A 25,704-nucleotide genomic window follows, 5' to 3' on the forward strand; every position below is an offset into this window, starting at 1 on the left:
GAGGCCTGGCTCGCGACCGCGGGCGCGGCGGTCGAGCGGCGGTTGGCCGGCGGCGAGGCGCTCACGGCCGCCACGCTGCGCGCCGAGCTGCCCGAGCTCACCGGCGCCATCACGGTCGACGAGGGCAAGCGCTACGGCGGCACCTTCAACCTCGCACCCCGCGTGCTCACCTGGCTCGGCGCCGAAGGGCGGATCACCCGCGGGCCCAATGCCGGCCACTGGCGCCTGTCGAAGCCCGCGTGGACCCTCATGGCCCCGTGGCTCGGGGAGGAGCCCAGCGTCCCCGACCTCGCGGCCGGCTACGCCGAGCTCGTCCGGCGGTGGCTGGAGCAGTACGGCCCGGGCACGCTCGACGATGTCCAGTGGTGGCTCGGCGCGACGAAGGGAGCGACCCGCACCGCCCTCGAGGACGTCGGCGCGGTCGAGGTCGACCTCGAGGGCGGCCGCACCGGGTGGCTCCTGCCGGACGACCTCGACCCGGTCGACGAGGTCGGGCCGTGGGCCGCGCTGCTGCCGACCCTCGACCCGACGACGATGGGGTGGAAGCACCGCGACTGGTACCTCGACCCCGCCCACCGCGACCTGCTCTTCGACAGCAATGGCAACGGCGGCACGACCGCGTGGTGGCAGGGGCGGATCGTCGGCGCCTGGGTCCAGGACGACGACGGGGTCGTCTCGGTTGTCGAGTGCCCGGGCACCGACCTCTCCGGCGAAGGGAGGTCCGCCCTCGCCGCCGAGGCGGCGCGGCTCACCGCCATGCTCGACGGGGTGCGGATCACCAACGTCTACTCGTCCCGCCTCATGAAGGGCGAGCCCCTGCCCTGATCGGCTCCCGACCCGCCACAGGAGGGCCACAGGGAGCCCACAGCACCGCCACGGTGCGAGCCGCGAGTGTTGCTCGTGCAGCGACCACCACGTCAGGAGCCGACCATGACCCGCCAGCAGCGCACCCGCCCCACCTACGAGGGCCGGGCCCTCCCCCGCCCCGACGACGAGCTCGTCGACCAGGGCGCCGGATTTGACGTCGCGACCCTGCTCACGCGCCGTCGGGCGCTCGGCGTCCTCGGGCTCGGGCTCGGCTCGGCGGCGCTCGCCGCGTGCGGTGCCGACGGATCGGGCTCGTCGACGAGCAGCGCCACCTCGGGGTCCGCGACGAGCAGCGCCGGCTCGTCGACGGAGATCCCCGAGGAGACCAACGGCCCCTACCCCGCCGACGGCACCGTCGACGACGTCAACGTCCTCTCCGAGTCGGGCATCGTCCGGCAGGACATCACGACGAGCCTCGACGGCGGTGACCGCGTCGTTGGCGTCCCGCTGACGATGGACTTCACCGTCACCGACATGGCGCAGGGGGCTCCCTTCGCCGGGGCGGCCGTCTACATCTGGCACTGCGACGCGCAGGGCCGCTACTCGATGTACACCCAGGGCGTCGAGGACCAGACCTGGCTGCGCGGGGTGCAGGTCGCCGACGACGACGGCCGGGTGAGCTTCACGACCATCGTGCCGGGCTGCTACTCCGGTCGGTGGCCGCACATCCACCTCGAGGTCTACCCCGACGTCGACTCCGCGACCGACGTCGACAACGTCATCGCGACCTCGCAGGTCGCCTTCCCGCAGGACATGCTCACCCAGGTCTACGCCCGCGACGAGTACGACGGGTCGACCCGCAACCTCGAGGGCGTCGGCTCGGTCGAGGACGACGGGATCTTCGCCGACAGCCTCGACCAGCAGCTGGCCACGATCACCGGGAGCGTCTCGAAGGGGTACACCGCCAGCCTGGCGGTCCACGTCGACACGACGACCGAGCCCAGCGTGGGTGGCGGCATGGGCGGTGGCGGCGGCCAGCCGCCCTCGGGTGGCCAGGGCGGTCAGCCGCCGTCGGGCGGTCAGCCGCCCTCGCAGGGGTGACGCCGGGCAGACTGGGCGCATGAGCGACGTCGACGACGCCTACGCCCGGGCCACAGGGGCCGACCAGCCGCAGGACGAGGCGGTCGCGCTCGCCCACCGCCTGCTCGACCTCGCGCGGACCGGCGACGTGGACGGCCTCGTGCCCTACCTCGACGCCGGTGCCCCGGTCGACCTGGCCGACGAGGCGGGCAACACCCTGCTCATGCTCGCCGCGTACCACGGGCAGGCGAGCCTGGTGGGCGAGCTCGCCCGTCGCGGCGCCGACGTCGACGCCCTCAACGCGCGCGGTCAGTCGCCCCTCGCCGGCGCGGTCTTCAAGGGTGAGGCCGAGGTCGTGGCCGCACTGCTCGAGCGCGGCGCCGACCTCGACGCCGGAGCGCCCTCGGCGCGGGCGACGGCCGAGGCCTTCGGTCGCACCGACCTGCTCCCCGACCGCTGAGACGACACCGGCACCACCTGCCCCACGCCCCCGGGAGAGACCCATGACGCAGATCCGCGAGTACGACGTCGTCGTCATCGGCGCCGGCCCCGTCGGCGAAAACATCGCCCAGTACGCCATCGAGGGCACCGACCTGACCGCGGCCCTCGTCGAGGGCGAGCTCTACGGCGGTGAGTGCTCCTACTGGGCGTGCATCCCGAGCAAGGCGCTCCTGCGCCCCGTGGCCGTCGCCGACACGACGGCGCACCTGGCCGGCGTGACGACCGCCGAGGTCGACCGGGCCGGGCTGCTCGCCCGCCGCGACGAGTGGGTCGGCGGCTTCGACGATTCCGGGCAGGTGCACTGGGCCGAGGGGCTGGGCATCGAACCGGTCCGCGGGCACGGACGACTCGTGGGTGAGCGCGAGGTCGAGGTCACCGGCGCCGACGGGCCGGTCCGGGTGCGGGCGCGGCACGCGGTGGTGCTCGCGACCGGCAGCGTGCCGGTCGTGCCCGCTCCCTTCGCCGACGTGCACCCGTGGGGATCACGCGACGCGACCGCCGTGACCGAGGTACCCGACCGCCTCGTCGTTGTCGGCGGCGGGGTCGTCGCGGTCGAGGCCGCAACCTGGATGGCGGCGCTCGGCAGCCGGGTGACGATGCTCGTGCGCGGGGAGCGCCTGCTCGCCGGGCAGGAGGACGTCGCCGGCACCGCGGTCGGCCGGGCCCTGCAGGCGAAGGGGGTGGACGTGCGCCTCTCCACGTCGGTCACCGCCTGTCACCGCGAGGCGGCGAAGGACACCGGTGTCGGACGCATCCACGGTGGCCCGGTCACCGTCGCCACCGACAGCGGCTCGGTCGAGGCCGACGAGGTGCTCGTCGCGACCGGACGCCGCCCCCGGCTCGACGACGTGGGGCTCGACGCCGTCGGGCTCACGGCGGACGATGTGCTCGCAGGGCACCTGCCGCCGTGGCTGCACGTCGTCGGTGATGCCAGCGGCGAGCCACCGCTGACCCACTGGGGCAAGTACCGGGCTCGCGTCCTGGGGGACGCGATCGCCGCCGCCGCGACCGGCCGTGACCCCCTACCCGCGCCCGCGCACGCGCCCGTGCCGCAGGTCGTCTTCACCGATCCCCAGGTGGCCCGGGTCGGGATGACCGAGGCCGAGGCCCGCGAGGCCGACCACGACGTCGAGGTGAGCGACGTCCCCTTCGCCCAGGTCGGCGGCGCGGCGCTGCTGCGCGACGACGCGCCCGGACGGGCCAAGCTCGTCGTCGACCGGGAGACCGGGCTGGTCCTCGGAGCGACCTTCGTCGGGACGGACGCCGGCCAGCTGCTGCACGCCGCGACCATCGCCATCACCGGCGCCGTGCCCGTGCACGTGCTGCGGCACGCGGTGCCGAGCTTCCCCGATGCGAGTGAGATCTGGCTCCGCCTGCTCGAGGCTCTCCCCGTGGGGCTGCGCCGCCCCTGACCGTCAGTCGGTGGCAGTCGAGCGGGACCTGAAGTGGAGGTCGGCGTAGTCGGGGTGGCGCGCCATCCACCCCTCGATGAAGGGGCAGACCGGCAGCACGCGTCGGCGACCCTCGGCCCGCACGTGGTCGAGGGCAGCGCGCGCGAGCGCCCCACCAACCCCCAGGCCCTCGTGGGCTCGGTCGACCTCGGTGTGGGTGAAGACGTAGAGGTCGTCGGTCAGCTGGTACTCGGCGAAGCCTGCAGGGGCACCGTCGACCTCGGCGACGAAACGGGTCTCGTCGGGGCGGTGGGTGATCTGCACGTCGGCCACGCTCGCCAGCCTAGGGCTGCTCGGGCACGAGGGCGACGAGCCCACCGGTCACGCCCACGAGCATCGAGCCGTCCGGGCCGACGTACGTCGCGGCGTAGTGGTTGTTGACCATCGAGCCGGTGCCCGCCAGGCGACGCCACATGATCTCGCCGGTCGTCGCGTCGACCGCGGTGAAGTACCAGGCGTCGATGCCGGCGGCCGACTCCTCCTTGGTGTACGTCGCGATGACTCCGGACGAGGTCCCCTTGGAGACCGTCGACGGGATGCGGATCTCGTCGTTGGCCCACACGACCTCGCAGCCGTCGTCGGTGACGTCGATGCGCGTCAGGCCCGGCTGGGTCGACCGGCCGAAGGTCGCGTCGAAGAGGTTGTACCCGTAGTTGCTCTCGACGAAGAGGGACCGGCCGATGGCGATGAGCGAGTTGTCACCGGCGCTGCGGTCCGGCGCGAAGACCGGCACGCGGCAGACCTCCTTGTCCCCTGCCCCGGCGGAGGTGTCGTAGACGACGACGTGCATGCGCGGGTCGGCGTTGTCGGTGATGGCCACGTGCCGCTCACCGGCCATGAGCGTGGGAGTCGTGCCCGAGGCCCGGCTCGTCTGCCCCGGCTTGCGCCGCGACCCCGCGTCGTAGGTCTGCTCCCAGACGACGCGCGGTGTGCCGGTCTCCCCGCTCAGGGCGACGAGCTCGCGGGAGGTGACGACCCAGGCCCGGCCGTCGGCGCCGACGGCGAAGGAGTTTTCGATGTCCGCCGCCTCGAACCGGGTCCACCCGGCGCGCCCGGTCTCGGGGTCGAGGAGACCGACCGAGCCGAGCTGCCCGACGACCCAGATCCGTCCGTCGGTGCCGGGCACGGCGGAGTTGATGCCCTCGCCGTCGGCGAGACCGTCGCTGATGTCGAACTCGTCCACGGGCGCGATCTGCGGGTCGCCCGCGTCGTCGGCGACCCGCCACCGAGTGATCCGACCGTCGGAGGTCGGCAGGACGACGCGCTGGTCGGCGTCGAGGACGGCGTAGCCGCCGCCCGCGAAGTTCGTCGCGAAGTCGGCCCGGAAGGGGCGGTCGGCCACGTGCTCGCGGGCCAGCACGTCGAGGGTGTCGGGGTCGAGCACGTTGAGCGTCACGCGGGTGGCGTTGACACAGACCGCGACGAGGCGCTCGTGCTCGTCGCGCAGGACCGAGGCGCACACCCCGCCGAGGTGACGTCGGATGACCCGGGCCTGCCGCGGGTCGAGGACGTCGCGGTCGGTGTAGGTGTCGGTCATCGCGGCGTCGCCGTGGATGTTGCTGTCGGGGTTGGGCGCGAGCTGCGGTGACTGCTCGGCGGGCTCGCCCGCGAGCTCGCCCTGCGGGGTGACCCGATCGACGTCGAGCTCGGTGCTCAGGGCGCTCGACAGCGGCCCCACGGGGATCGCGCGACTGCTCGCCCCGAGCGCGGCGAGCACGAGGACCCAGACGGTGAGCAGGACGACGGTGACCCGACCGGCGCGGGAGCGGCCGAGCTCGCGGGTCCTCTCGGCGCGCGAACGCCAGAGCACGAGGAGGGTCGCCGCGGCGACGACCGCGAGCGGGATGCCGTGGACGATCGGGGCCGCCGTGGTCATGCCGCGCTGGCCGGGCGCGAGGGCCACGACGAGGGCGACGACCGAGAGGACGGCGGCGGCCCGGCGGGAGCCGGTGGTGCGCCGGTGCAGGGCGACGGCCACCGCCACCATGGCGACGGGCAGCAGCGCCACGACGAAGGGGAGGCCCGACGCGATCGTCGCCGGCAGGTCTGCGCGCCGGCCCTGGGCCCCGACGGCCCGCGGCGAGGTGAGCAGGTTGTCGATCGTCGCGATCGGCGAGGCCACGAGCAGGGCCTGCAGGCCGATCAAGGCTTGGAGGAGTCGGGTCCGGGAGCGCATGCGCCCCATTGAAGCGTGAGCCCAGGCGGCTCAGGCGGTCCCGGACCGGTCCGTGAGCAACCATCCAGCGGTGATCGACAGCCAGGCGTCGTCGCCGTCGCGCAGCCGACGCAGCACGTCGTCGACCTCGGGCAGATCGAGGGCGGCGAGGGCCTCGACGGCGGGCAGCACGACCTCCTTGTCGTCCGTCGCCACGACGTGGAAGAGCTCCGGGGCGGCCGGGCGGGCCGCGGGGTCACCGATACCCAGGAGCGCCTCGGCGGCGTGCCGGCGCACGGAGCTGTCGGGGTCGGACAGGCGGCCGGCGAGGCCCTCGACCGCGGCCTCTCCGGCCTGCTCGAGGGCGCGGGTCAGCTCGCGGCGACGGAACTCCTCCTCCACCCCCAGGGCGTCGACGAGTGCGGTGACGGCGCCCGGGGTGCCGATGCGGCCCAGCGCCCACCACGCCTTGGCCGCGACCGCGTCGTCCTCGTCGTCGGCCAGGGGGAGGATCTCGGCGACCGACTCGGGCCGGCGGATCTTGCTCAGGGCGTGGAGCACCTGGACCCGGCCGGGCCCCTCGGCGAGGGAGTCGTCGCGCAGCGCCTGGACGAGCAACGGGTAGGTGGAGGTGTGCCGGGTGACGACGGCCCAGGTCAGGGTCTCGCGGACGTAGAAGTCCGGCTCGGTGACGAGCAGTCGCACGAGGTCGGCGGCCACCGTCTCGTCGGCGTGGGTGCCGAGCCACAGCGCGGCGCGCTGCCGCACCGAGGGGTCGTCGTGCCGCGCCGCCTGCAGGGCCTGGTCGAAGGGAGTGCCGCTCACGTCGACCGACGCTACCGGCTCGGCGCTACTCGACCGACATCTCCTCGTACGTCACCGTCCACTGCTCGTCACCGGCGGTGAAGGTGACGGGCTCTCCCTTCGTCACGGTGACGTGGGAGACCTCGGCACCGTCGGAGGTCACCGGCTCGCTCGTCGTGACGGTCGCCGTGTCCCCCTCGACGGTCTCGACGGTGAGGGTGTGCGGCTCGTCACCTGCGCCGAGGTCCACGCTCTGGCCCTCCACGGCGAGGAGCTTGACCGGGTCGCCGCCGGCGCCGGGCTCGATGCGCAGGCGGAAGGGGTACCCGCTCGTCCCGCCCTCGTCCGGCTCGGCGCCGCCGCACGCGGTGAGGGCGAGCAGCAGCATGACGGCGACCAGGGCGAAGGGAGTGCGAGACATGACGGGAGCCTCCTGTCGGCGGGGTGGGCACGACCATCTTCGCCGACGCTCCGGTCCGCCGCAGCGGGGAGTGCTCCCCTGGGCAGGCGGGGTCGGCGCGCCCTAGTTTGGGACGCGACGACGACCACCGGGAGACACCATGGACCACGACACCGAGGCCGGGGCGCAGACCTTCGGCGACCTCGTCAGGGACTACGTACGACACCCTGACGAGGAGCGACTGCACGCGCTGCGCAAGGCGGTCACCCGCTCGAGCAGCTTCGACCCGGACCTCGAGCTGCACTCGGCGATGGCGCCGCTGCTGCGCCGCGGGGACCACGTGGCCGTCGTCACGGGCATCACCGAGCAGATGCCCGGTGCGGCGCTCAACCCGTCGGCGCACCGGCTGCTGTCCTTCGCGCTCGCGGCGCTCGGCGAGCACGCCGCCTCCGAGCGCGAGGCCCGGATGTCGCGGCTGTCGGTGTCGAGCGTGCTCGCCACCGGCGACGGCTCCCACGAGCGCCCGTGGTCGGTCCTGCGGGTCGCCGACGAGTACGACATCCTGCGCACCCGCAAGGTCCGCGTCGGCAGCCAGTCGACCCGTCGTGAGGAGGGGCGCGTCCTCGACCGCCACGAGAGCCCCGACGGGCAGGTCACGTGGTTCGTCCTCGACCCGGCGGGCGCCAGATGAGCCCCGTCAGCCACGGCGCCGACGCCGCACGCCTGCACGAGATCGCCCGGTCGCTGCAGCGGTCGAGCAGCGACCTCGACGGGCTGGTGACGTCCGGGCACGCCTTATCCCGGGTCCTCGCCGAGGTGTGGTCCGGCCCCGACTGCGAGCACTTCATCGGGTCGGACTGGCCCGCGGCGGCCCAGGGGCTGGAGCGGGCCGCCCGCACGCTCGAAGAGGTCTCCTCGACCGCCGAGCGCAATGCGGGCGAGCAGGAGGACGGCAGCGCAGGGACCGGCGGCGGCAGCGGCGTTCCCGCGGGCCCACCGCCCCGAGGCTCGGGCACCGGAGGCGCAGCCGACGAGGGGCAGTCGCGCGACCCCGAGGAGTATGGCGACCTGCCGCCCGAGGTCCGCGAGGCCTGGGAGGGCTACAGCGAGGACGAGCGGCGCGCGATCGTCGAGCAGATCATCAAGGAGCGCGCCGAGCACTACGGCACGGGGATGCCGGACATCAACTGGGACGAGGACATGAGCGGCAACGGCGCCTGGCTCGAGGACTGGTGGTTTGCCAACGAGGTCTACATCAACCCCAACATCCTCGACGACCCGATGATCCTGCACACCGTCTACCACGAGATGCGGCACGCGGCCCAGCACCAGGCGATCGACGACGCCGACACCTTCTGGTGGTGGGAGGACCCGGAGTACCACCACGGGATGACGCCGGAGGAGGTCCAGGAGTGGGAGGACAACTTCGACGACTACGAGTCCGCCCCGAGCGAGGAGGACTGGGAGGAGGACCCGGAGGCGGCGCAGGAGCAGTACGACCGGTACTTCGAGCAGCCCGTCGAGGTCGACGCTCGTGAGGAGGGCGCGGAGTTCGTCGAGGGGATGACCCCGGAGGAGCTCGAGCGGCTGCTCGAGGCGTCGAAGTAGGCTCCGACCCCGCTCAGTGGGCGGCGCCGGTGATGTCGGTCCCCCGCGGGGTGAGGACGAAGACCGTGGCGGCGACGGCGAGCATGAGCAGGCCCCCGGCGACGCCGGCGACCTGGAGCGAGGCGGTGAAGGCCTCGCCCGCGTCGGCGGCCAGGCGGGGCAGACCGAGCTCGTCGGCGGTCGCCACGGCCGCGCCGAGGGAGTCCTCGGCGTGCCGGGCGGCCTCGGGCCCAGCCTGCTGGAGCGCCGCGGAGCCCTGCAGGTGCGTGCGGTAGACGAGCGCCGAGACGCTGCCGAGGACCGCGACGCCGAGGGTGCCGCCGAGCTCGTAGGAGGTCTCCTCGAGGGCGCCGGCGTTGCCGGCCTTGTCCTCGGGCGAGCCCATCATGACCATCGCCGAGGCGATGGCGAGCGACCCGGTACCGGCACCGACGAGCAGCATGGCGGTGAGCACGAGCGGGTAGGTCACCTCGTCGGGCCCCAGCCCGACGGCGAGCAGACCGATCCCGGCCAGCCCCAGTCCCGAGGCGAGCACGGTCCGGGCCCCGACGACCCGCGCCAGCGGCGGCGCGGCGAGCGAGGCGACCGCACCGGCGAGCGCGACGGGGATGAGCTTGATGCCGGACTCGATGGGGCTGGCGCCCTCGACGAGCTGCAACCACTGGGTGAGCAGGAGCATGGCGGCGAGCATGGCGAAGGTGGTGCCGAGCGCCGCGATGATGCCGGCGGAGAAGGGCCGGCTGCGGAAGAGACCGACGTCGAGCAGCGGGGAGTCGCTGCGCAGGCAGCGGCGGACGAAGACGGTGAGCGCGCCGACGCCGATCGCCAGGGCCAGCAGGGCCGGCGGGTGGGTGAAGCTCGCCTCCTTGCCGAAGGACTTCACCGACCAGACGAAGGCGACCATGCCGACGAGGGCGAGCACGGCGGCCGTGACGTCCCACCGTCCGGCTCCCTCGACCCGGGACTCGGGCAGCACGACCAGGCCGGCGATGATCGCCGCCACCATCAGCGGCACGTTGACGAGGAAGGCCGCGTGCCAGGAGAAGTGCTCGAGGAGGAATCCACCGACCAGCGGCCCGACCGCCGCCCCGAGACCGGAGACCGCCGCCCAGATGCTCAGCGCCGTGGCTCGCTGGGCGGCGTCGGTGAAGATCACCCGGATGAGCGAGAGCGTGTTGGGCATGATCATCGCGCCGCCGATGCCGAGCAGGGCGCGCAGGACGATGACCGCCTCGGCCGTGTCGGCGACGAGGACGAGCAGCGAGCTGACGAGGAAGATCGCGTAGCCGAGCAGCAGCATGCGCCGCCGGCCCCATCGGTCGGCGACCGCCGCCCACGGGACGAGGAGCCCGGCGAGGACGAGGGAGTAGACGTCGACGATCCACAGCTGCTGGTTGGCCGTGGGTCGCAGCTCGGCCGCCATGTCCGGCAGCGCGATGTTGAGGATCGTCATGTCCATCGTGATGACGAGCAGGCTCGCGCTGAGGACGGCGACCGCCGCCCAGGCGCGGCGGGTCGACACCTGGGTGGAGGTGTCGGTCGAGGTGGGGGTCGTGGTCATCGGGGGTCACTCCCTTCGGTCGTGGTGGTGGTTGTGGTGGGGGCGGACATGAGGGCGCGGAAGACCCGGGCGAGGGTCTCGGCGGAGACGGGCTCGTCGTGCAGCCCGGCGTGGAGGGTGGCGCCGTCGAGGTAGAGGCCGATCGCCTCGGCGACGTAGGGGTCGAGGTGACGGGCGAGGATCTCGACGAGCCGGTCGGTCCAGCGCAGCGCGAGCTCGCGCAGTCTCGGGTCGTCGCCGAGCCCGGAGTGGACGAGCTCGAGGTCGGCGCGCACCGCCCGCTCGTCGCTGAGGAAGGCGTGCATCTCCTGCGCCAGTCGCTCGGGGGCGTCGTCGAGCGGCAGCAGCTGCGCCTCGACCTCGGCCAGGCCCGCGTCGATGAGGTCGGAGAGCGACTGCAGGGCCAGCTCGCGCAGCTCGTCGAGGGAGGAGAAGTACTGCGTCGTCGAGCCGAGCGAGACCCCGGCGCGGGCCGCGACGGCGCGGTGGGTGAGCGAGGAGGCGCCGCCCTCGACGATCAGCTCTGCGGCCGCATCGATGATCGCGCGGCGCCGCCCCTCGGGGTCGCGCCGCCCGGGTGCCGGCCGGTCCTGCGTGGAGCCCACGGCCCCTCCCTTCGTTGTTGTACATCCGTACATGTACATGTGTACAGGATCGAAGGGGGGAAACGCCACCCCGGTGCTCGTCGCCGCCGACGAGGACCACGAGCTCGAGGTCGAGGTGACCTTCGACGGGCTGACCCAGCGACTCGACGTGGCCACCGGGGAGCTCGACCGCGGTGCGGCCGAGGGGCTCTCCGCCCGGCCCCAGCGGATCGACTCACCGTGCCCCGACGCCCGGCCTTGCCAGCTGCAGACGGGCTGCGCGTGGCGCCCTCACGCCGACCGCGCCACCCGGTCGGCACCACCGCTGCCCTGCGGATCCCGACCTAGGCTGGCCACATGCACCGGATCTTCACGACCGCCGTCGCCGACGTCTACCCGCACTACGTGACCAAGGTCGAGCGCAAAGGGCGGTCCCGCGACGAGCTGGACGAGGTGATCTGCTGGCTCACCGGCTATGACCAGGCGGCGCTCGAGCGGCACCTGGCCGAGGGGACTACCTTCGAGGACTTCTTCGACCAGGCGCAGCTCAACCCGGCCTCCGAGCTCATCACCGGATCGGTGTGCGGGGTGAAGGTGCAGGAGGTCGAGGACCCGCTGATGCGCCGGATCCGCTACCTCGACAAGCTCGTCGACGAGCTGGCCAAGGGCAAGGCGATGGACAAGGTGCTGCGCGCCTGACCCTGCCCCGTATTTCCCTAGGGAAATACGGACCCCGCGCGCATTTGCCGAGGACAATACGGACTGGTGGGTCCCCGACGTCGGAGGCGATCTCGTGCCCCCACCGACAGGTGAGCCCCTGCAGGGGGGTGGCTCACCCGTCGGGCTCGAGGAGGGCGCGGATGTCGGCAGCGGTGATCGCCCCGGACAGCTCGCCGCCGTCGTCGACGACCCGCTGGAAGAGATCTCGCTTGCGCTCCTGCAGCTCGACGACCTTGTCCTCGATCGTGCCGGTCGACACGAGGCGGTAGACCATGACCGGCTTGTCCTGCCCGATGCGGTGGGCCCGGTCGATGGCCTGCGCCTCGGCGGCGGGGTTCCACCACGGGTCGAGGACGAAGACGTAGTCGGCCTCGGTGAGGGTCAGGCCGACACCGCCGGCCTTGAGGCTGATGAGGAAGGCGGTCTGCTCACCCTGCTTGAATGCGTCGATGACGCTCGCGCGGTCGGTCGTCGCCCCGTCGAGATAGCTCGTCGTGATGCCCTCGCCCTCGAGCCGCTCGCGCACGATCGCGAGGAAGCTCGTGAACTGGCTGAAGACGAGTGCACGGTGGCCCTCCACAGCCAGCTCGCCCAGGTGCTCGACGAGCACGTCGAGCTTGGCCGAGATGCCCTGGCCGCGGTGCTCGCCGTCGACGAGACCGGGGTCGAGGCTCAGCTGCCGCAGCCGAGTCAGCGAGGCAAGGATCGCCACGCGGTTGGCGTCGGGGTCGTCGAGCAGCCCGAGCACCCGCTTGCGCTCGCGCTGCAGGTGTCGGTCGTAGATGCGCCGGTGGGTCGAGGAGAGCTCCACCGGGAGAACCTGAATCTGCTTGGGCGGCAGGTCGATCGCCACCTCCTCCTTGGTCCGACGCAGCATGAGCGGGCGGATCCGGCGGCGCAGCCGGTCGAGGAGCTCGGGCTGCTCGCCGGACTCGATGGGCTTGCGGTAGAGGTCGCCGAAGCGGTCCCGCCGCGGGTAGAGCCCGGGCGCGGCGAGCGCGAAGAGGGACCACAAGTCCATGAGCGAGTTCTCGAGCGGGGTGCCGGTCACCGCGAGGACGAAGGGGGTGGACAGCCTCCTCAGGGCCTGATGGGTCTTGGAGCGGTCGTTCTTGACGAACTGCGCCTCGTCGAGGATCACGCCACGCCAGCCGACCTCGGCGAACTCCGCGGAGTCGATGCGCAGCACCGCATAGGAGGTGACGACGAGGTGGGCGCCGTCGACCGCCTCGGCGACGGACTCGTCGCGGCGGCGGTGGGTGTGCGGCAGGGTGCGCACGACGAGGTCGGGGACGAACTTCGCGGCCTCGCTGGCCCACGTGCCGACGACGCTCGTGGGGGCGACGACGAGCACCGGCCGGTCGAGCTCGCCCGCCTCGTGGGCGCGGGCGAGCAGTGCCAGGGTCTGCACGGTCTTGCCCAGGCCCATGTCGTCGGCGAGGACGCCCCCGAGACCGGCGTCCCAGAGCGTGGTCAGCCAGTGATAGCCCTCGAGCTGGTAGGGCCGCAGGGTCGCCTGCAGGGAGGCCGGCGCTTCGGGCACCGGGCGGCTGTCGATCTCGCGGAGGGTCTCGACACCTGAGCGCCAGACGTGCTCGCGCTCGACCTCGACGTCGGCGATCGCCGCGAGCTCGTCGAAGAGGTCGACCTGGTAGCGGCTCAGCCGCACCTCGCCCGCCTCCGGCTCGACGAGTGCCCGCGCCTCCTCGATGAGCGCCCGCAGGTCGTCGAGGACCGGGTGGCCGAGCCGGAACCACTCACCGGTCTCGAGCTGCATGATCTCGTCGCCGGCGACGAGCGCGGCGAAGAGCGGCTCGAAGGGGACCTCGACGTCGCCGACGGTGACGCGCACGTGCAGGTCGAGCCAGTCGGAGCCGCCGTCGTCACTCGCCGGGTGGAGGGACACATCGGGCTCGGCGTCCAGCTCCTCGAAGCTCGACACGTCGTCGTCGACGACCACGATGCAGCGCGGGTCGTCGTCGAGCCGCGGCACGACCTCGGTGAGGGCGAGAACCGCCGCGGGCCCGTGGAGCCGCATCGGCGAGCGCAGTCGCCAGCCGTGCTGAGACCGGATCCTCGCGCCCGGCAGGTCGGCGAGCGCCTCGAGGCCCTCCAGCAGGGCGCGCTCGGCCCGCCGATCGCGAAGGAGCGACCCCTGCTTGTCGGCACCGACGACATGGGTGTGCTCTCCCGCCGTGTAGGCGATGCCCAGGTCGAGCAGCACGCCGTGGCCGTCACGACGCACGTGGACGTACAGCTGCGGCGGCTCGGGCTGCGGCAGGTCGACGCTGTCGTCGGAGGAGATCACCGTGACCCGCTCCCGCAGCCGGGGGAGGAAGAGGGCGACGAAGCGCTCGACATCTGCCTCGGGCACGAGGATGTCACGGCCGGCGACCAGCTCACCCAGCTCGGGTGTCAGATCCGCACCGAAGGGCGCCAGCCGCACCCGCTCGCCGTCGTCGCCCGCCTCGGTCCAGACGACTCCGTGCGCCGGCTCGCCGACGAGCTGGAGATCACCGGCGTCCGGGCCGGCACCGTCGATCGAAGGGCGCAGCAGGAGCCCCTCGTCGACGGCCGTCACGTCGAGGACCACGTCGACCGCCTCGTCGAGCAGCTCGACCTCATCGCCAGCCTCGCTCGCGATGAGCGCGACGCCCGCGTCGCGCACCCGCCGCAGTGCCGTCCAGACATCGGGCCCGAGCACGTCGAGGTGGACGTCGCCGCCCGACCCGTAGGAGTAGCGGCGGGCGCCGGTGCGCGCCTCGTGGAGGGTGAAGAGGGAGGTGAGAGCACTGCGGTGGTCCTCGCGGACCGCCGCCGCGTTGAAGTAGTTGGGCTGGAGGAGCTCGCTCCACGAGTACTTCTTCGCCCAGTGGCCCGCCTTGGTGCGGCGGGTCGGACGCACCCGCACGCGTGGTGCGCGCTCATGCCCCCACGTGTGCACCGGTGACTGGACCCGCTCGACGACGAGCGCGACGGGAGACCCCTGGTCCAGCGATTCCGGTGGCGGCTCGGTGGTGAGGGAGGCCAGCGCGTCCTCCCACGGTCGGCTCGGCTCGACCTGCTGGATGCCCCCGAGAGCGTCGCGGACGCTGAGCACGACGGCCACCGCGTGCTTGCAGTCTTGCGCCACGGGGCAGCTGCAGCGCGCGCCCCACTCGACGACGGCGTCGGCCGGGTCCCCGCGCAGGGAGACGATCGTCTGGTAGGCCTCGCGCCCCGAGCCGGACACCCGGGCCACGAGGACGCGGCCACGGTTGAGCGTGGCGACCTGCTGCACCATGCCGCTCTCGGCGTAGTCGACGCCCCGCTCGAAGGACCCCGGGTCGGTCGCCTCGACGATGGCGACATCGCTCAGCCCGCGCACCCACGCGGCGTCCTCGACGTCCCAGACCACAGGTCAGCCCCGTTGCGAGGGCGAAGGGAGGATCGGCATGTCCCCACCGTAGGCCGCTCCCCCGTCACTGCCCGACGACGACCACCGGCTGTGGACAACCGCCAGCTGAGACTATACCCACATGGGGTATCCTCATTGGGCATGAGCACCGACCAACCGGACCATGACGTGCACGAGGACCTGCACCACGAGCACGCCGAGCACGACACCCATGCCGGGCACGGTGGGCACGGCGACCACGGTGGGCACGCGGGGCACGGCGACCACGTCGCGCAGTTCCGCCGACTCTTCTGGATCATGCTCGTGCTGGCCGTCCCGGTCGTCGGCTTCGACCCGATGTTTGCCGACCTCGTCGGCTACGACCTGCCGCACCACGGCTGGACGACGTGGATCGCACCGTTCGTGGGCACCGTGATGTACGCGTGGGGCGGACGCCCCTTCCTCACCGGCGCCGTCGACGAGATCCGCTCTCGCAGGCCCGGGATGATGCTGCTCATCGCGCTGGCGATCACCGTCGCCTTCGTCTCGTCGTGGGGCGCGAGCCTCGAGTTGCTGCACCACGAGCTGAGCTTCTGGTGGGAGCTGGCGCTCCTCGTCGTCATCATGCTGCTGGGCCACTGGATCGAGATGCGCTCCCTGGCCCAGACGACCTCCGCCCTCGACTCGCTCGCCGCACTGCTGCCCGACGAGGCGGAGCGCGTGGAGGGCGACGAGATCGTGACGGTCCCCCCTTCGTCCCTCGCGGTCGGTGACGTCGTCGTGGTCCGGCCCGGCGCGTCCGTCCCCGCCGATGGGCGGGTCGTCGAGGGATCGGCGAGCATCGACGAGTCGATGGTCACCGGCGAGTCGCGCACGGTGCGGCGCGAGGTCGGCGACACCGTCGTCGCGGGCACCGTCGCCACCGACTCCGGCCTGCGGGTCGAGGTGAGCGCGACCGGCGACGAGACCATGCTCGCCGGCATCCAGAGTCTCGTCGCCGACGCCCAGTCCTCATCGTCACGGGCCCAGCGCCTCGCAGACACCGCGGCCGGTTGGCTCTTTTGGTTCGCCCTCGGCGCGGCGATCATCACCGCACTCGTCTGGACACTCATCGGCCTGCCCGACGACGCGGTCGTGCGCACGATCACCGTCCTCGTCATCGCCTGCCCCCACGCACTCGGCCTGGCGATCCCGCTCGTTGTCTCGATCGCGACCGAGCGCGCCGCTCGCGCAGGCGTGCTCGTCAAGGACCGGCTCGCGCTGGAGTCGATGCGCACGGTCGACACGGTGCTCTTCGACAAGACCGGCACGCTGACGCGCGGCGAGCCCACGGTCACCGGCATCGAGGCCCACGGGCGTGACGAAGGGGAGGTCCTCACGCTGGCAGCGGCCGCCGAGGCCGACAGCGAGCACCCGCTCGCCCGGGCCATCGTCGGCGCGGCCGAGCGCCGCGGGCTGACGGTGCCGTCCGCGAGCGGCTTCACCTCGTCGCCGGCGGTCGGGGTCAGGGCCGAGGTCGGCGGCGAGACCGTCGAGGTCGGCGGCCCCTACCTGCTCGAGCAGCACTCTCTCGGTGAGTTGCCCGTCGCCGACGCCTGGCGGGAGGAGGGCTCGATCATCCTCCACGTCCTCGCCGACGGCGACGTGATCGGGGCGCTGCGCCTCGCCGACGAGATCCGCCCCGAGTCCCGCGAAGCCGTCGACGCCCTGCACGCCGTCGGCGCCCAGGTCGTCATGATCACCGGCGACGCGCAGGCGGTCGCCGAGTCCGTCGGCGCCGAGCTCGGCATCGACCGCGTCCTCGCCGGCGTGCGTCCGCAGGACAAGGCGGCCCAGGTCGCGCAGCTGCAGGACGAAGGGAGGAAGGTCGCCATGGTCGGCGACGGCGTCAACGACGCCCCAGCCCTCGCGCAGGCCGACGTCGGCCTCGCGATCGGCGCGGGCACCGACGTCGCGATCGGCTCTGCCGGAGTCGTGCTCGCCAGCTCCGACCCGCGCTCGGTCCTGTCGGTCATCGACCTCTCGCGCGAGACCTATCGCAAGATGAAGCAGAACCTCTGGTGGGCTGCCGGCTACAACCTGCTGTCCGTGCCGCTGGCCGCCGGCGTGCTCGCCCCGATCGGCTTCGTCCTGCCGATGAGCGTCGGCGCGATCCTGATGTCGCTCTCGACGATCGTCGTCGCGCTCAACGCGCAACTGCTGCGGCGGCTGGACCTGGCACCCGAGCGGAGCGCGGCGAAGCTGCGCGGCTGAGCGGAGCGCGGCGAAGCTGCGCGGCTGAGCGCCACACCCGTGGCCAGCCCGAGCCGCCGCCTACGGCAACGAGCGCGAGGTCGGCGAGGCGATCCGCCGCTTCGGTCTCGCCCGCGACGAGGTCTTCGTCGAGACGAAGATCTGGATCAGCGACTACGGCTACGACGAGACGCTGCACTCCTTCGACAAGAGCGCCGGCAAGCTCGGCGTCGAGCAGATCGACCTGCTGGTCCTGCACCAGGCTCTGCCGGGCGAGTTCGACACGACGATCGGCGCCTACCGAGCGCTGGAGCGGCTGCTCGCCGACGTCAGGGTGCGCGCCATCGGCGTCTCGAACTTCATGCACGAGCACATCGACCGGCTCCTCGCGGAGACCGAGGTCGTGCCGGCCGTCAACCAGATCGAGGTGCACCCGTACTTCCGCCAGTCGGCGCTGCTCGACCGCAACAACGAGCTCGGGATCGTCAGCCAGGCGTGGTCCCCGATCGGCGGCATCACCTTCTACCGCGACTCCGGCCACACGAGCACACTCGAGAACGAGACGATCCGCTCGATCGCGGACGCACACGGCAGGACGCCCGCGCAGGTCATGCTCGGCTGGCACCTGCAGCAGGGCCGCCAGGTCATCCCGAAGTCCGTGACCCCCGCGCGGATCGCCGAGAACTTCGACGTCTTCGACATCGAGCTCTCCGAGACCGAGCTGGCCGCCATCGACGGCCTCGACACCGGCAAGCGCGGTGGCCCCGAGCCGGAGGACATCACGCTGGAGAGCTTTGGCCGGGAGATCCCGGAGGCATGATGGGACGCTTGGCCCAAGACACAGACATCCCGCGTGCTCGCGCACGGGATGTCCTTGATCCGCACCACCTGCGATCAGCGGGCAGCGCAATCGATGCAGGTCCGCGCCGTGGGTCGCGCCTCGAGCCGACCCGCCGAGATGGGGCGACCGCACCGCTCGCAGGTGCCGTAGTCGCCTGCGTCGAGGCGGGCCAGAGCAGCGTCGATCTCGCGGAGGTGCTCGCGCGCCTGCCGAGCGAGCGCATCGACCTGCGAGCGCTCGAAGGCGATCGTCGCCCCCTCCGGGTCGTGCTCGTCGTCGGCGTTGCTCCCCTCGCTGGCCTCGACGAGCGCATCGAAGTCACCGGTGAGGGTCGCGAGACGAGCGAGGGTCTCCCTTCGCTCTGCGTCGAGAAGTGTCCGTGGGTCAGGCATCCACGCATCATGGCACCCCCCTCGTTTCGGGCAGTTAACCGATGGCGGCGGAGCGGTCGGAGACGTGGAGCTCGGCGAAGATGTTGGAGACGTGGTTGCGCACGGTCTTGAGGCTGATCATCAGCTCGTGGGCGATGGTGGCCTTGCCCCTGCCCGCGGACCAACTCCACCACCTCGCCCCAGCTAGCGCTGGCGTCGCATCCGTGGGTCAACGGCCACTAGTCCTGGGCTTCGCCGAGGCGCGCGTCGGGCGTGAGCTCGCCCCTGAGACCGCCGCCGGTCGCAGCCCGGGCAAGAGCGCGACCCAGCGCAGGTGCCTGCTTGAACAGATTGTGACCGGCCACAAAAAAGACAGAGCCTGCCTCCCACACGGCCACGCCGTCCTCGCTCCACGGGAGGTCGGTCACCCAGCAGTGAAGGAAATCGCGCGGCTCTGGGTGGAGACCGGGCAGCGCCCGTGTCACGTATTCGCGTGCGCGCTCGTCCAGCGATCGAATCGCCGCAGGGTCGATGAACGTTCCGTCGTCGCGGACGCCGACGGTTTCGCTGAGTCCGACCGAATAACTGCTGTTACCCGGTAGCGGGGTCGCGTACACGCCGACTTCGCCGAAGACGCCGCTGCTGTCCTGCAGGCACGCGACTCGTGCCGGGGCGGCGGCTTTCACGTCGAAGGTCAGCCGGACGTGTGCGGCAAGGCGAACCGGCAGCGACAGGCCGACGCTGCGGGCCAGGCGGGCGGTTTCGCGGCCGGCGCACACGACGACCTTGGAGTAGACAGCCCGGTCGGTGACGCTGCGCACCTCGACCGTCCCATCGGCACGGGGATCGATGGAGATGACCTCTGAGGTGGTGACGGCATCTGCGAGGCCACCCGCGAGTGCCGTGATCGCGGTGCGGGTGCGGATCGCGCCGCCCGACTCGTCGAGCACCGCTGGCCCCGAGTACCCAGCGAGCAGCGGCATTCGCTGGGCGAGCTCGGCGGCATCGATCTCGTGCGCTTCCACGCCGCCGACCTGGTCGAGCACCCGCAGCCGCGCCAGGGCGCTGTCGCCGATCGCCACGACACCATCTGATGAGACCAGCTCGACGTCGAAGTGTTCGGCCCACTCATCCCATACGCCGCGGCTTTCGCGCGCGAGAGCGACGAGTCGCGGGTCGTCGTGGGCGTGCCGGAAGATCCGCGACTCGCCTGCGGACTGACCCGTGCCGGGCACACCGGCCTCGTACAAGCGGACCGGAACGCCCTGCTCCCGCAGCGCGTACGCCGTCGACAGACCGACGATCCCGCCCCCGATCACTGCTACCTCGGGTGAACGCGTCGTGGCAACGTCGTTGTCAGTTCCTGTCATCGCGGTTCCTCGATCTGTTAGGGATGTGCGATAGGCCGCATGAGAAGGGGCCGCTGCCACGACGTCAACGGACTGTGTCAGCCCGAAGTCACCGCGCGCAGCGGCCCCTCATGTCGGGGTCAGTAATCCCGGTTTGTCGTGTCAGGCGGGAAGCTTGAAGCCCAACACGTCGAGCTTCTCGATCGTCGGTTCGGAGAACAACGTGCCGGTGTTTTCGCCGAGAGCTGCCGCAACAGCACCGGACAGGTGAGCGTCACGTCCGGCGTCGTCGGGGAACACGTCGAAGATCCCGAAGGAGGAGGGCCCGAGGCGGATCGCGAACCACGCAGTGGTCGCCGGCTCTTCCCCAACAAGCGCACGGCCGCTGTCAAGGAACTCCTTCACGTCGTCCTCCTTGCCGGGCAGCGCGTCGAACCTGACCAGCAGTCCCTTGGTCACACTCATGACTGCTACTCTTCCTTCGTCGTGGTGCCCTCGAGCTGGGACACGATCGCCGCGGAGAACGCCGGCAGGTCCTCAGGCGAGCGGCTGGTGATGAGGTTCTTGTCGACCACGACCTCTTCGTCAACGACGTTCGCGCCGGCATTGCGCAGATCCGTGCGGATGCTCGGGAAGGACGTCAGGGTGCGACCGGTGGCCACGCCCGCCTCGATCAACGTCCACGGTCCGTGACAGATCGCCGCCACCGGCTTGCCGCTCTCGACGAAGTCCCGGACGAAGGCGACAGCGTCCTTGTCGACCCGGAGCTGGTCGGGGTTCACCGTGCCGCCCGGAAGCACCAAGGCGTCGTAGTCGGCCACCGAGGCCTCAGCCACCAGCCCGTCGACGCCGAACGTCCCCGCCGGGTCCAGGTCGTTTTCGCGGGCCTGGATCTCGCCCTCATCGAGCGAGAGGACCTCGGTCCGAGCGCCGGCCTTGTCCAGAACCTCGCGGGGTTGCTCGAGTTCGACGCGCTCGACCCCGTCCGCGGCGAGGATCGCGACTCTCTTGCCCTGCAGATTTGCTGCCATGTCAGTTTGCCTTCTTTCCGTCGGACATACCCGGCTTGATGACGACCTTGGTCCAGCCCTCGGACCTGGAGTCGAAGTTCCTGTAGGCGTCGGCGGCCTGGTCCAGCGAGATCTCGTGGGAGACGATCCAGGACGGCTTCGCCTTGTCAGCCGCGATCAGGTCACGCAGCCGGCGGTTGTACCTCTTGACCGGGCACTGACCGTTGCCCATGGTCTGTCCCTTGAACCAGTGGGTGCCGAAGTCGATGGCCGCCTTGCCCTGCTTGGCCAATTCGCCCTTGGCCCCCGGGTCCTCGGGGACGAACACGCCGACGGTGCCGATCCCGCCGGTAAAACGCACCGAGTTGATGAGCATGTTCAAGGTGGCAGCCGGGTCTTCGTTCCCCTGCGGGTCGTGGGCCTGGTAGCCCACGCACTCGCAGCCACGGTCGGCTCCGAGCCCCATGGTCTCGTCCAGCACAGCCTGCACGGGGTCGGTCTTGGAGTCGTCGATGGCGATCGCTCCGATCTGCTCGGCCAGCGCGAGCCGGTCGGGGTGGCGATCGACCACCATGACCTTCGCGGCGCCCTTGATCGTCGCGGACAGCGCAGCCATCAGACCCACCGGACCGGCTCCAGCGATCACGACACTGTCGCCCGGGATCACGCCAGCCATCTCGGTGGCGTGGTAACCGGTGGGGAAGATGTCGGAGAGCATGACGTAGTCATTCTCCTTCTCCTCCGCGTCCTCGCCCAGGCGCAGTGCGTTGTGGTCGCCGAAGGGCACCCGGAGCAGCTCGGCCTGGCCGCCGCCGTACGGGCCCATCTCTGCAAAACCGTAGGCCGCACCGGCGGCAGACGGGTCAGGCTGGGTGGTGAGGCAGTAGTTCGTGAGCCCGCGCTCGCAGTTCTTGCAGAATCCGCACGAGATGTTGAAGGGCAGCACGACCCGGTCGCCGACCTGGACCTTCTCGACGCCCTTACCGATCTCTACCACCTCCCCCATGTTTTCGTGGCCGAAGGTGCGGCCCTCCTCGAAGGAGGTCCGTCCCTCGTACATGTGCAGGTCCGAGCCGCAGATATTGGTCGTTGTCATCCTGACCAGCACATCGGTGGGGCGCTCGATCTTCGCGTCCGGAACATCCGTGACCGCGACATCTCTGGGCCCCTGATAGACAACAGCCTTCATGGCGAGTCTCCAATTGTGGTGCGTGGTGAACTTCTGACTCCTTCACACTCACAGTGCGTCACGGCCGAGTCAAGCGCGTGTCACCGAACCCGACATGATCTGGATTGTCCGCGGCGGCGGCACGTCATGCCCCCGCGGTCGCGATGGTGCTCGCCGTCGTCGTGGTCGCCGAGATCGCATAGTTCGGCCACGGCGAACAGCCCCTGACCTGCGGAAATGCAGGTCAGGGGCTGTTCGGTTCTGGTGGTCGCGCGATGCGCTGGCCTCACGGCTCTGCCCGACACCGACGTCGCTCTCCTCTGCGACGGACCCCTCGCCGGCCGAACGCTCGCGGCCGGCATCCTGTCCGTGTGCCGATAGGCCTCGCACCGCTCGGCTACGCAGCATGGCGTTGCGTCGCGACCTGGCGACGGCTCGGCGGGGCGCGATCGTCTCGTGCGTTGGCGGACTACGGGAGCTTGGACGCGAGGACGTCGGCCGCCAGGATCTCGGGTGCTGCGCCGAGGAGGTGCTGGTTGGCCATCAGGGCTGCGACGATGTCGCCGTTGGCGTGGGCGTCGCGAGCGGCCTCGTCGGGGAATGCATCGAAGATCCAGAAGGTGTCGGCGTCGGTCCTGACCGCGAACCAGACAATCGTTCCTACTTCTTCGTTGGCGAGTGCGACAGCGCCGGCGAGCAGATCGGCGAGCGCGTCGTGCTGTCCATCGGCCGCGACGATCTTGGCGACGAAGGCATACGGAAGTGATGCGGGTGTGGACATGAGGGACTCTCCTTGAAATCGGGGTTCTTCGTGGGACGAGTTCAGCGTATGACGAGCGAGGGCCGGTGGGGAGTGGCGTATACGGCAGTATTGCTATTGTTTACGTCATGCGTATCGGACTGATCGCGATCGACGGCTGCTTCGGTTCGGCTATCGCGTCGATCATCGACATCGTGCGGGTGGCCGACGGAGCCCGCGGCGATGTCGACCCGCGGATCGACCCGATTGAACTCGCCATCCTCGGACCGAAACGGCGAGTGACCACGACGGCATCGATGACCCTGTCGGTGGACCACCCGCTGTCGGAGTCCGGAGAGTTCGACGTGGTCGTCGTCCCTGCGCTTGGAACCCTTACGGGCGCCGCTACTAACGACGCCCTCCAGAGCCGAGATGCTCGTTCGGTCATCGCCTCGCTCGGGCGCCTCGACGAGGCGACCACCCGGATCGCCGCGGCGTGCACCGGCGTGTTCGCTGTCGCCGAGACCGGACGGATGCATCATCGGCGGGCGACGACCAGCTGGTTCCTGGGGCCGGAGTTCCTGAAGCGCTATCCAACCGTCGCCCTCGATCTCGACACCATGGTCGTGGCCGACGGGAACCTCGTCACCGCCGGCGCCGCGTTCGCCCACATCGACCTCGTGCTCTCACTCGTGCGATCGATCAGCCCCGACCTGGCCCAACATGTCGCCAAGCTCCTCATCATCGACGAGCGCCCGTCGCAGGCGGCCTTCGTCGCCTACGAACATCTCCGGCACGAGGACCCGATCGTCGTCGAGTTCGAACGCTTCGTGCGCGCCCGCCTGGACGAACCGTTCAACGTCGCCTTCGTCGCGCAGTCACTTGGCACCAGCCGGCGCACCCTCGAACGACGAGTCCGTGCGGCGCTCAACCTCACTCCGCTCGGCTTCGTCCAACGGCTTCGCATCGAACGAGCTCGGCACCTCTCAGCAACCACGGACCTCACCTCCGCCGAGATCGCGCTACGAGTCGGCTACGCGAACGCCGAGACTCTGCGCTCCCTCCTGCGTAGGGAGCGACGGCGTTCCTGACCTCTCGCCATGCCTGTAGCCGGTGTGCTAGTGCTCGACTGGAACCACCTCTCAGCACGTCGCGTCAACGCTCCTGCGTCGCCCCTGGACGACCCACTCGACACGCCCGCCGCACAGGCCGTGTGACGTGTCCCGGCTTCCCGGACGGTCGGGGTTGGGTGGCTGTGGTGTCGCTGCGTTCTCGTCGAGAGGATCAGCAGACCCGATCAGAGTCGATTGGGATAAGACGCGAAGGCGGTCAGGTCAGGGCCGCCGAAGCCGGCCGGCGGGGTAGCGTCGGTCACGTCGAGGTCTTTCGGATGGATGGCGTCGGAACCTCCCTCGCCGGGAGATCTCGACGTCTATCTGCGGACCGACGCGCCCGGCCGACCTACACCGTCATCTGGGGAAGAGCCGGGATACCTCGCTCGCTGATGCCGCGAGGGGTAACCCGGAGGCATCACGATTCAGGGCTCCGTACCCGAAGTCATAAGCGAAGATTATGCAAACTCATAACATTGGGTTCTTGCTGCAAACGAAGGCCCTCTCTGCAGTCTTCGCTGCATTTCGACACTAGATGTCGAGAAGCAGCGCAGATTGCCCACGACACGCGTCCCGCTTTGGACAGACCGCCCCTGATGGCACGGCTGTGCAAAGTAGGCCTCCGCAGCCCTGCCCAACTTCGTCGGCCGTTCGGCTCCATCACGGTTGCCTGGTGGGCATGCCCACCCCGACCTAGGAGTGGTTGCGGGACGTTGACTGTTTCCTCCTGAGCCACCTTCGGTCGGAAGTCAGACCCGCTGTTGTGATGCCTTCCTCACATCGGCGAAGACCTTTGGTTCGCCGTCGGTGAGCAGCATGACCTTGTAGGGGTCGAACTCGGCTTCCTGCTCCATGCCGGGCGTCCCGACAGGCATGGCTGGCACGCTCAGGCCGCGTGCGCCCTTCGGTGGGTCGGCTAGGTACTTCAGGACGAATCGTGCCGGGACGTGTCCGACGAAGACGTCTCCGTCGGAGGTGAGCGACAGGTGGCAGGACTGCATGTCCAAGGCGATGTCATGGCGTTCCCAGACCTCGTGGAGGGCTTCGGGGTGCTCGGTGGTGATGGTGAACCCGTTGTCTTCGGCGTGGGCGACCCATCCGCCGCAGCACCCGCAGGAGGCATCCTTGTACACAGTCATCACCAGTTGTTCCGGGTCGACTCCGTAGTCGGCGACCTTCGCGGGCATCGACGTCTCTTTCGCGGTGGGCGCCGGGCCCTCGTCCGCGCAGGCGGTCAGCAAGGACGCCGACCCGATGCTGGCCAGGAGGAGGGTGCGCCGGCTGATCTGTTGGGGGGTGCGTGAACTGGTGAACATTGGATCAGGACCTTCGATGTGTGGGGGGGCCCGGCCGGCGCACAGCCGGCCGGGCCCGTTGGGAGCAGTCAGAGCGAGTCGCGCATGGTGCGCATCTCCTTGATCTCAGCGTTCTGGTCGCTGATGACGTTCTTGGACAGCTCCACCGCGTCGGGGTTCTCCCCGTCCCGGCGGTGGTCCTTGGCCATCTTCACGGCGCCTTGGTGGTGCTCGATCATCTGGTCGAGGAACAGCGTGGAGGCTTGTTCGCCGTCGGCCGCCTTGAGCTTCTTGATGTCCTCGGGGCTGACCATGCCGTCATGGCTCATCTCGTCTCCGGAGCCGGAGTCACCACCGTGGCCCTTGTGGCCGGAGTCGTCCTGACCCCAGTCCTTGAGCCAGGTCTGCATCTCCTTGATCTCTGGCCCTTGGGCCTTCTTGATCTGCTTGGCCATCTCCACCACGTCGGGGTTGACCCCGGACTTGTCGAGGATGATGTCGGACATCTCCACGGCCTGCTGGTGATGCATGATCATGCCT

At 70.8% G+C, this 25,704-nt stretch carries 24 protein-coding genes and 2 pseudogenes; 10 read left to right on the forward strand and 16 right to left on the reverse strand.

Annotation, left to right across the window (positions count from 1 at the left end; all coding sequences use genetic code 11):
- From B277_RS13990 to B277_RS14005, 4 genes are all read left to right on the forward strand, one after another.
- Window positions 1-825, forward strand: an 825-nt coding sequence (locus tag B277_RS13990) for a winged helix DNA-binding domain-containing protein (protein WP_007929403.1), incomplete at its 5' end; no start/stop codon positions are given.
- Between the two features lie 105 nt (window positions 826-930).
- Window positions 931-1,908: an intradiol ring-cleavage dioxygenase gene (locus B277_RS13995; protein ID WP_007929404.1), complete on the forward strand. Its 978-nt coding sequence runs from the start codon at window positions 931-933 to the stop codon at window positions 1,906-1,908.
- Window positions 1,909-1,927: 19 nt separating this feature from the next.
- The gene (locus B277_RS14000; RefSeq protein ID WP_007929405.1) at window positions 1,928-2,347 is read left to right on the forward strand and encodes an ankyrin repeat domain-containing protein; all 420 of its coding nucleotides are present in this window, start codon (window positions 1,928-1,930) and stop codon (window positions 2,345-2,347) included.
- Window positions 2,348-2,390: 43 nt separating this feature from the next.
- Window positions 2,391-3,800: a dihydrolipoyl dehydrogenase family protein gene (locus B277_RS14005; RefSeq protein ID WP_007929406.1), complete on the forward strand. Its 1,410-nt coding sequence runs from the start codon at window positions 2,391-2,393 to the stop codon at window positions 3,798-3,800.
- Between the two features lie 3 nt (window positions 3,801-3,803).
- Here B277_RS14005 and B277_RS14010 read toward each other — a convergent pair whose 3' ends face one another.
- Genes B277_RS14010 through B277_RS14025 form a run of 4 tightly spaced genes read right to left on the reverse strand, consistent with a single transcriptional unit; the run spans window position 3,804 to window position 7,219 of the window.
- Window positions 3,804-4,112, reverse strand: a complete 309-nt coding sequence (locus B277_RS14010) for a GNAT family N-acetyltransferase (RefSeq protein WP_007929407.1) — start codon at window positions 4,110-4,112, stop codon at window positions 3,804-3,806.
- A gap of 10 nt (window positions 4,113-4,122) precedes the next feature.
- Window positions 4,123-6,015 carry an NHL repeat-containing protein gene (locus tag B277_RS14015; RefSeq protein ID WP_007929408.1) on the reverse strand — a complete coding sequence of 631 codons (1,893 nt, stop codon included), beginning with the start codon at window positions 6,013-6,015 and terminating at the stop codon, window positions 4,123-4,125.
- A 30-nt stretch (window positions 6,016-6,045) separates the two neighbouring features.
- Entirely contained in the window at window positions 6,046-6,819 is a 774-nt protein-coding gene (locus B277_RS14020) for a HEAT repeat domain-containing protein (RefSeq protein ID WP_007929409.1), read from the reverse strand.
- 25 nt (window positions 6,820-6,844) lie between these two features.
- Entirely contained in the window at window positions 6,845-7,219 is a 375-nt protein-coding gene (locus B277_RS14025; RefSeq protein WP_007929411.1) for a hypothetical protein, read from the reverse strand.
- A 139-nt stretch (window positions 7,220-7,358) separates the two neighbouring features.
- Here B277_RS14025 and B277_RS14030 point away from each other — a divergent pair, with 139 nt between their 5' ends.
- Together B277_RS14030 and B277_RS14035 are read left to right on the forward strand one after the other, a co-directional pair.
- A complete protein-coding gene (locus tag B277_RS14030; protein ID WP_007929413.1) occupies window positions 7,359-7,889 on the forward strand; it encodes a hypothetical protein in 531 nt (176 codons plus the stop codon).
- Window positions 7,886-8,806, forward strand: coding sequence for a hypothetical protein (locus B277_RS14035; RefSeq protein ID WP_007929415.1), 921 nt, complete (start codon window positions 7,886-7,888; stop codon window positions 8,804-8,806). The genes B277_RS14030 and B277_RS14035 overlap by 4 nt, the downstream gene beginning before the upstream one ends.
- A 13-nt stretch (window positions 8,807-8,819) precedes the next feature.
- Here B277_RS14035 and B277_RS14040 read toward each other — a convergent pair whose 3' ends face one another.
- Complete coding sequence (locus B277_RS14040; RefSeq protein WP_007929419.1) at window positions 8,820-10,367, reverse strand: MFS transporter; 1,548 nt, start codon at window positions 10,365-10,367, stop codon at window positions 8,820-8,822.
- Window positions 10,364-10,972: a TetR/AcrR family transcriptional regulator gene (locus B277_RS14045; RefSeq protein ID WP_007929426.1), complete on the reverse strand. Its 609-nt coding sequence runs from the start codon at window positions 10,970-10,972 to the stop codon at window positions 10,364-10,366. Before B277_RS14045 ends, B277_RS14040 begins: the two co-directional genes overlap by 4 nt.
- Before the next feature lie 336 nt (window positions 10,973-11,308).
- Between B277_RS14045 and B277_RS14050 the strand changes: the two genes are divergently transcribed.
- Window positions 11,309-11,650: a DUF2200 domain-containing protein gene (locus tag B277_RS14050; protein ID WP_007929428.1), complete on the forward strand. Its 342-nt coding sequence runs from the start codon at window positions 11,309-11,311 to the stop codon at window positions 11,648-11,650.
- Between the two features lie 133 nt (window positions 11,651-11,783).
- Here the strand turns inward: B277_RS14050 and B277_RS14055 are convergent, their stop codons facing one another.
- Window positions 11,784-15,068, reverse strand: a complete 3,285-nt coding sequence (locus tag B277_RS14055; RefSeq protein ID WP_007929430.1) for a DEAD/DEAH box helicase — start codon at window positions 15,066-15,068, stop codon at window positions 11,784-11,786.
- Window positions 15,069-15,209: 141 nt separating this feature from the next.
- On the opposite strand from B277_RS14055, the gene B277_RS14060 reads away from it, so the two are divergent.
- Both B277_RS14060 and B277_RS14065 read left to right on the forward strand, forming a co-directional pair.
- On the forward strand, window positions 15,210-17,300 hold the full coding sequence (locus tag B277_RS14060) for a heavy metal translocating P-type ATPase (protein WP_007929431.1): 2,091 nt from the start codon (window positions 15,210-15,212) through the stop codon (window positions 17,298-17,300).
- A gap of 52 nt (window positions 17,301-17,352) precedes the next feature.
- A pseudogene (locus tag B277_RS14065) lies at window positions 17,353-18,099 on the forward strand (aldo/keto reductase); the annotation flags it as partial.
- 74 nt (window positions 18,100-18,173) lie between these two features.
- Here B277_RS14065 and B277_RS14070 read toward each other — a convergent pair.
- From B277_RS14070 to B277_RS14095, 7 genes and pseudogenes are all read right to left on the reverse strand, one after another.
- Window positions 18,174-18,512, reverse strand: a complete 339-nt coding sequence (locus B277_RS14070; protein ID WP_007929433.1) for a TraR/DksA family transcriptional regulator — start codon at window positions 18,510-18,512, stop codon at window positions 18,174-18,176.
- Window positions 18,513-18,546: 34 nt separating this feature from the next.
- Window positions 18,547-18,663 (reverse strand): annotated as a pseudogene (locus B277_RS19600) (LuxR C-terminal-related transcriptional regulator); the annotation flags it as partial.
- A gap of 67 nt (window positions 18,664-18,730) precedes the next feature.
- On the reverse strand, window positions 18,731-19,861 hold the full coding sequence (locus B277_RS14075; RefSeq protein ID WP_192899843.1) for an NAD(P)/FAD-dependent oxidoreductase: 1,131 nt from the start codon (window positions 19,859-19,861) through the stop codon (window positions 18,731-18,733).
- A 141-nt stretch (window positions 19,862-20,002) separates the two neighbouring features.
- Window positions 20,003-20,305 (reverse strand): putative quinol monooxygenase, encoded by a 303-nt coding sequence (locus B277_RS14080; protein WP_007929436.1) that lies wholly within the window; start codon window positions 20,303-20,305, stop codon window positions 20,003-20,005.
- A 5-nt stretch (window positions 20,306-20,310) separates the two neighbouring features.
- The gene (locus B277_RS14085) at window positions 20,311-20,871 is read right to left on the reverse strand and encodes a type 1 glutamine amidotransferase domain-containing protein (protein ID WP_007929437.1); all 561 of its coding nucleotides are present in this window, start codon (window positions 20,869-20,871) and stop codon (window positions 20,311-20,313) included.
- Window position 20,872: 1 nt separating this feature from the next.
- Window positions 20,873-22,039, reverse strand: coding sequence for a glutathione-independent formaldehyde dehydrogenase (locus B277_RS14090; RefSeq protein ID WP_040881699.1), 1,167 nt, complete (start codon window positions 22,037-22,039; stop codon window positions 20,873-20,875).
- A 448-nt stretch (window positions 22,040-22,487) separates the two neighbouring features.
- Window positions 22,488-22,799: a putative quinol monooxygenase gene (locus tag B277_RS14095; RefSeq protein WP_007929439.1), complete on the reverse strand. Its 312-nt coding sequence runs from the start codon at window positions 22,797-22,799 to the stop codon at window positions 22,488-22,490.
- A 107-nt stretch (window positions 22,800-22,906) separates the two neighbouring features.
- Between B277_RS14095 and B277_RS14100 the strand changes: the two genes are divergently transcribed.
- Window positions 22,907-23,848 carry a GlxA family transcriptional regulator gene (locus B277_RS14100; protein ID WP_040881704.1) on the forward strand — a complete coding sequence of 314 codons (942 nt, stop codon included), beginning with the start codon at window positions 22,907-22,909 and terminating at the stop codon, window positions 23,846-23,848.
- A 770-nt stretch (window positions 23,849-24,618) separates the two neighbouring features.
- Here B277_RS14100 and B277_RS14105 read toward each other — a convergent pair.
- On the reverse strand, window positions 24,619-25,056 hold the full coding sequence (locus tag B277_RS14105) for a DUF411 domain-containing protein (protein ID WP_157986916.1): 438 nt from the start codon (window positions 25,054-25,056) through the stop codon (window positions 24,619-24,621).
- A 197-nt stretch (window positions 25,057-25,253) separates the two neighbouring features.
- Window positions 25,254-25,704, reverse strand: a 451-nt coding sequence (locus tag B277_RS14110; RefSeq protein WP_007929442.1) for a DUF305 domain-containing protein, incomplete at its 5' end; no start/stop codon positions are given.

Origin of the sequence: Janibacter hoylei PVAS-1 (assembly GCF_000297495.1) — a bacterium.
Classification (GTDB): domain Bacteria; phylum Actinomycetota; class Actinomycetes; order Actinomycetales; family Dermatophilaceae; genus Janibacter; species Janibacter hoylei.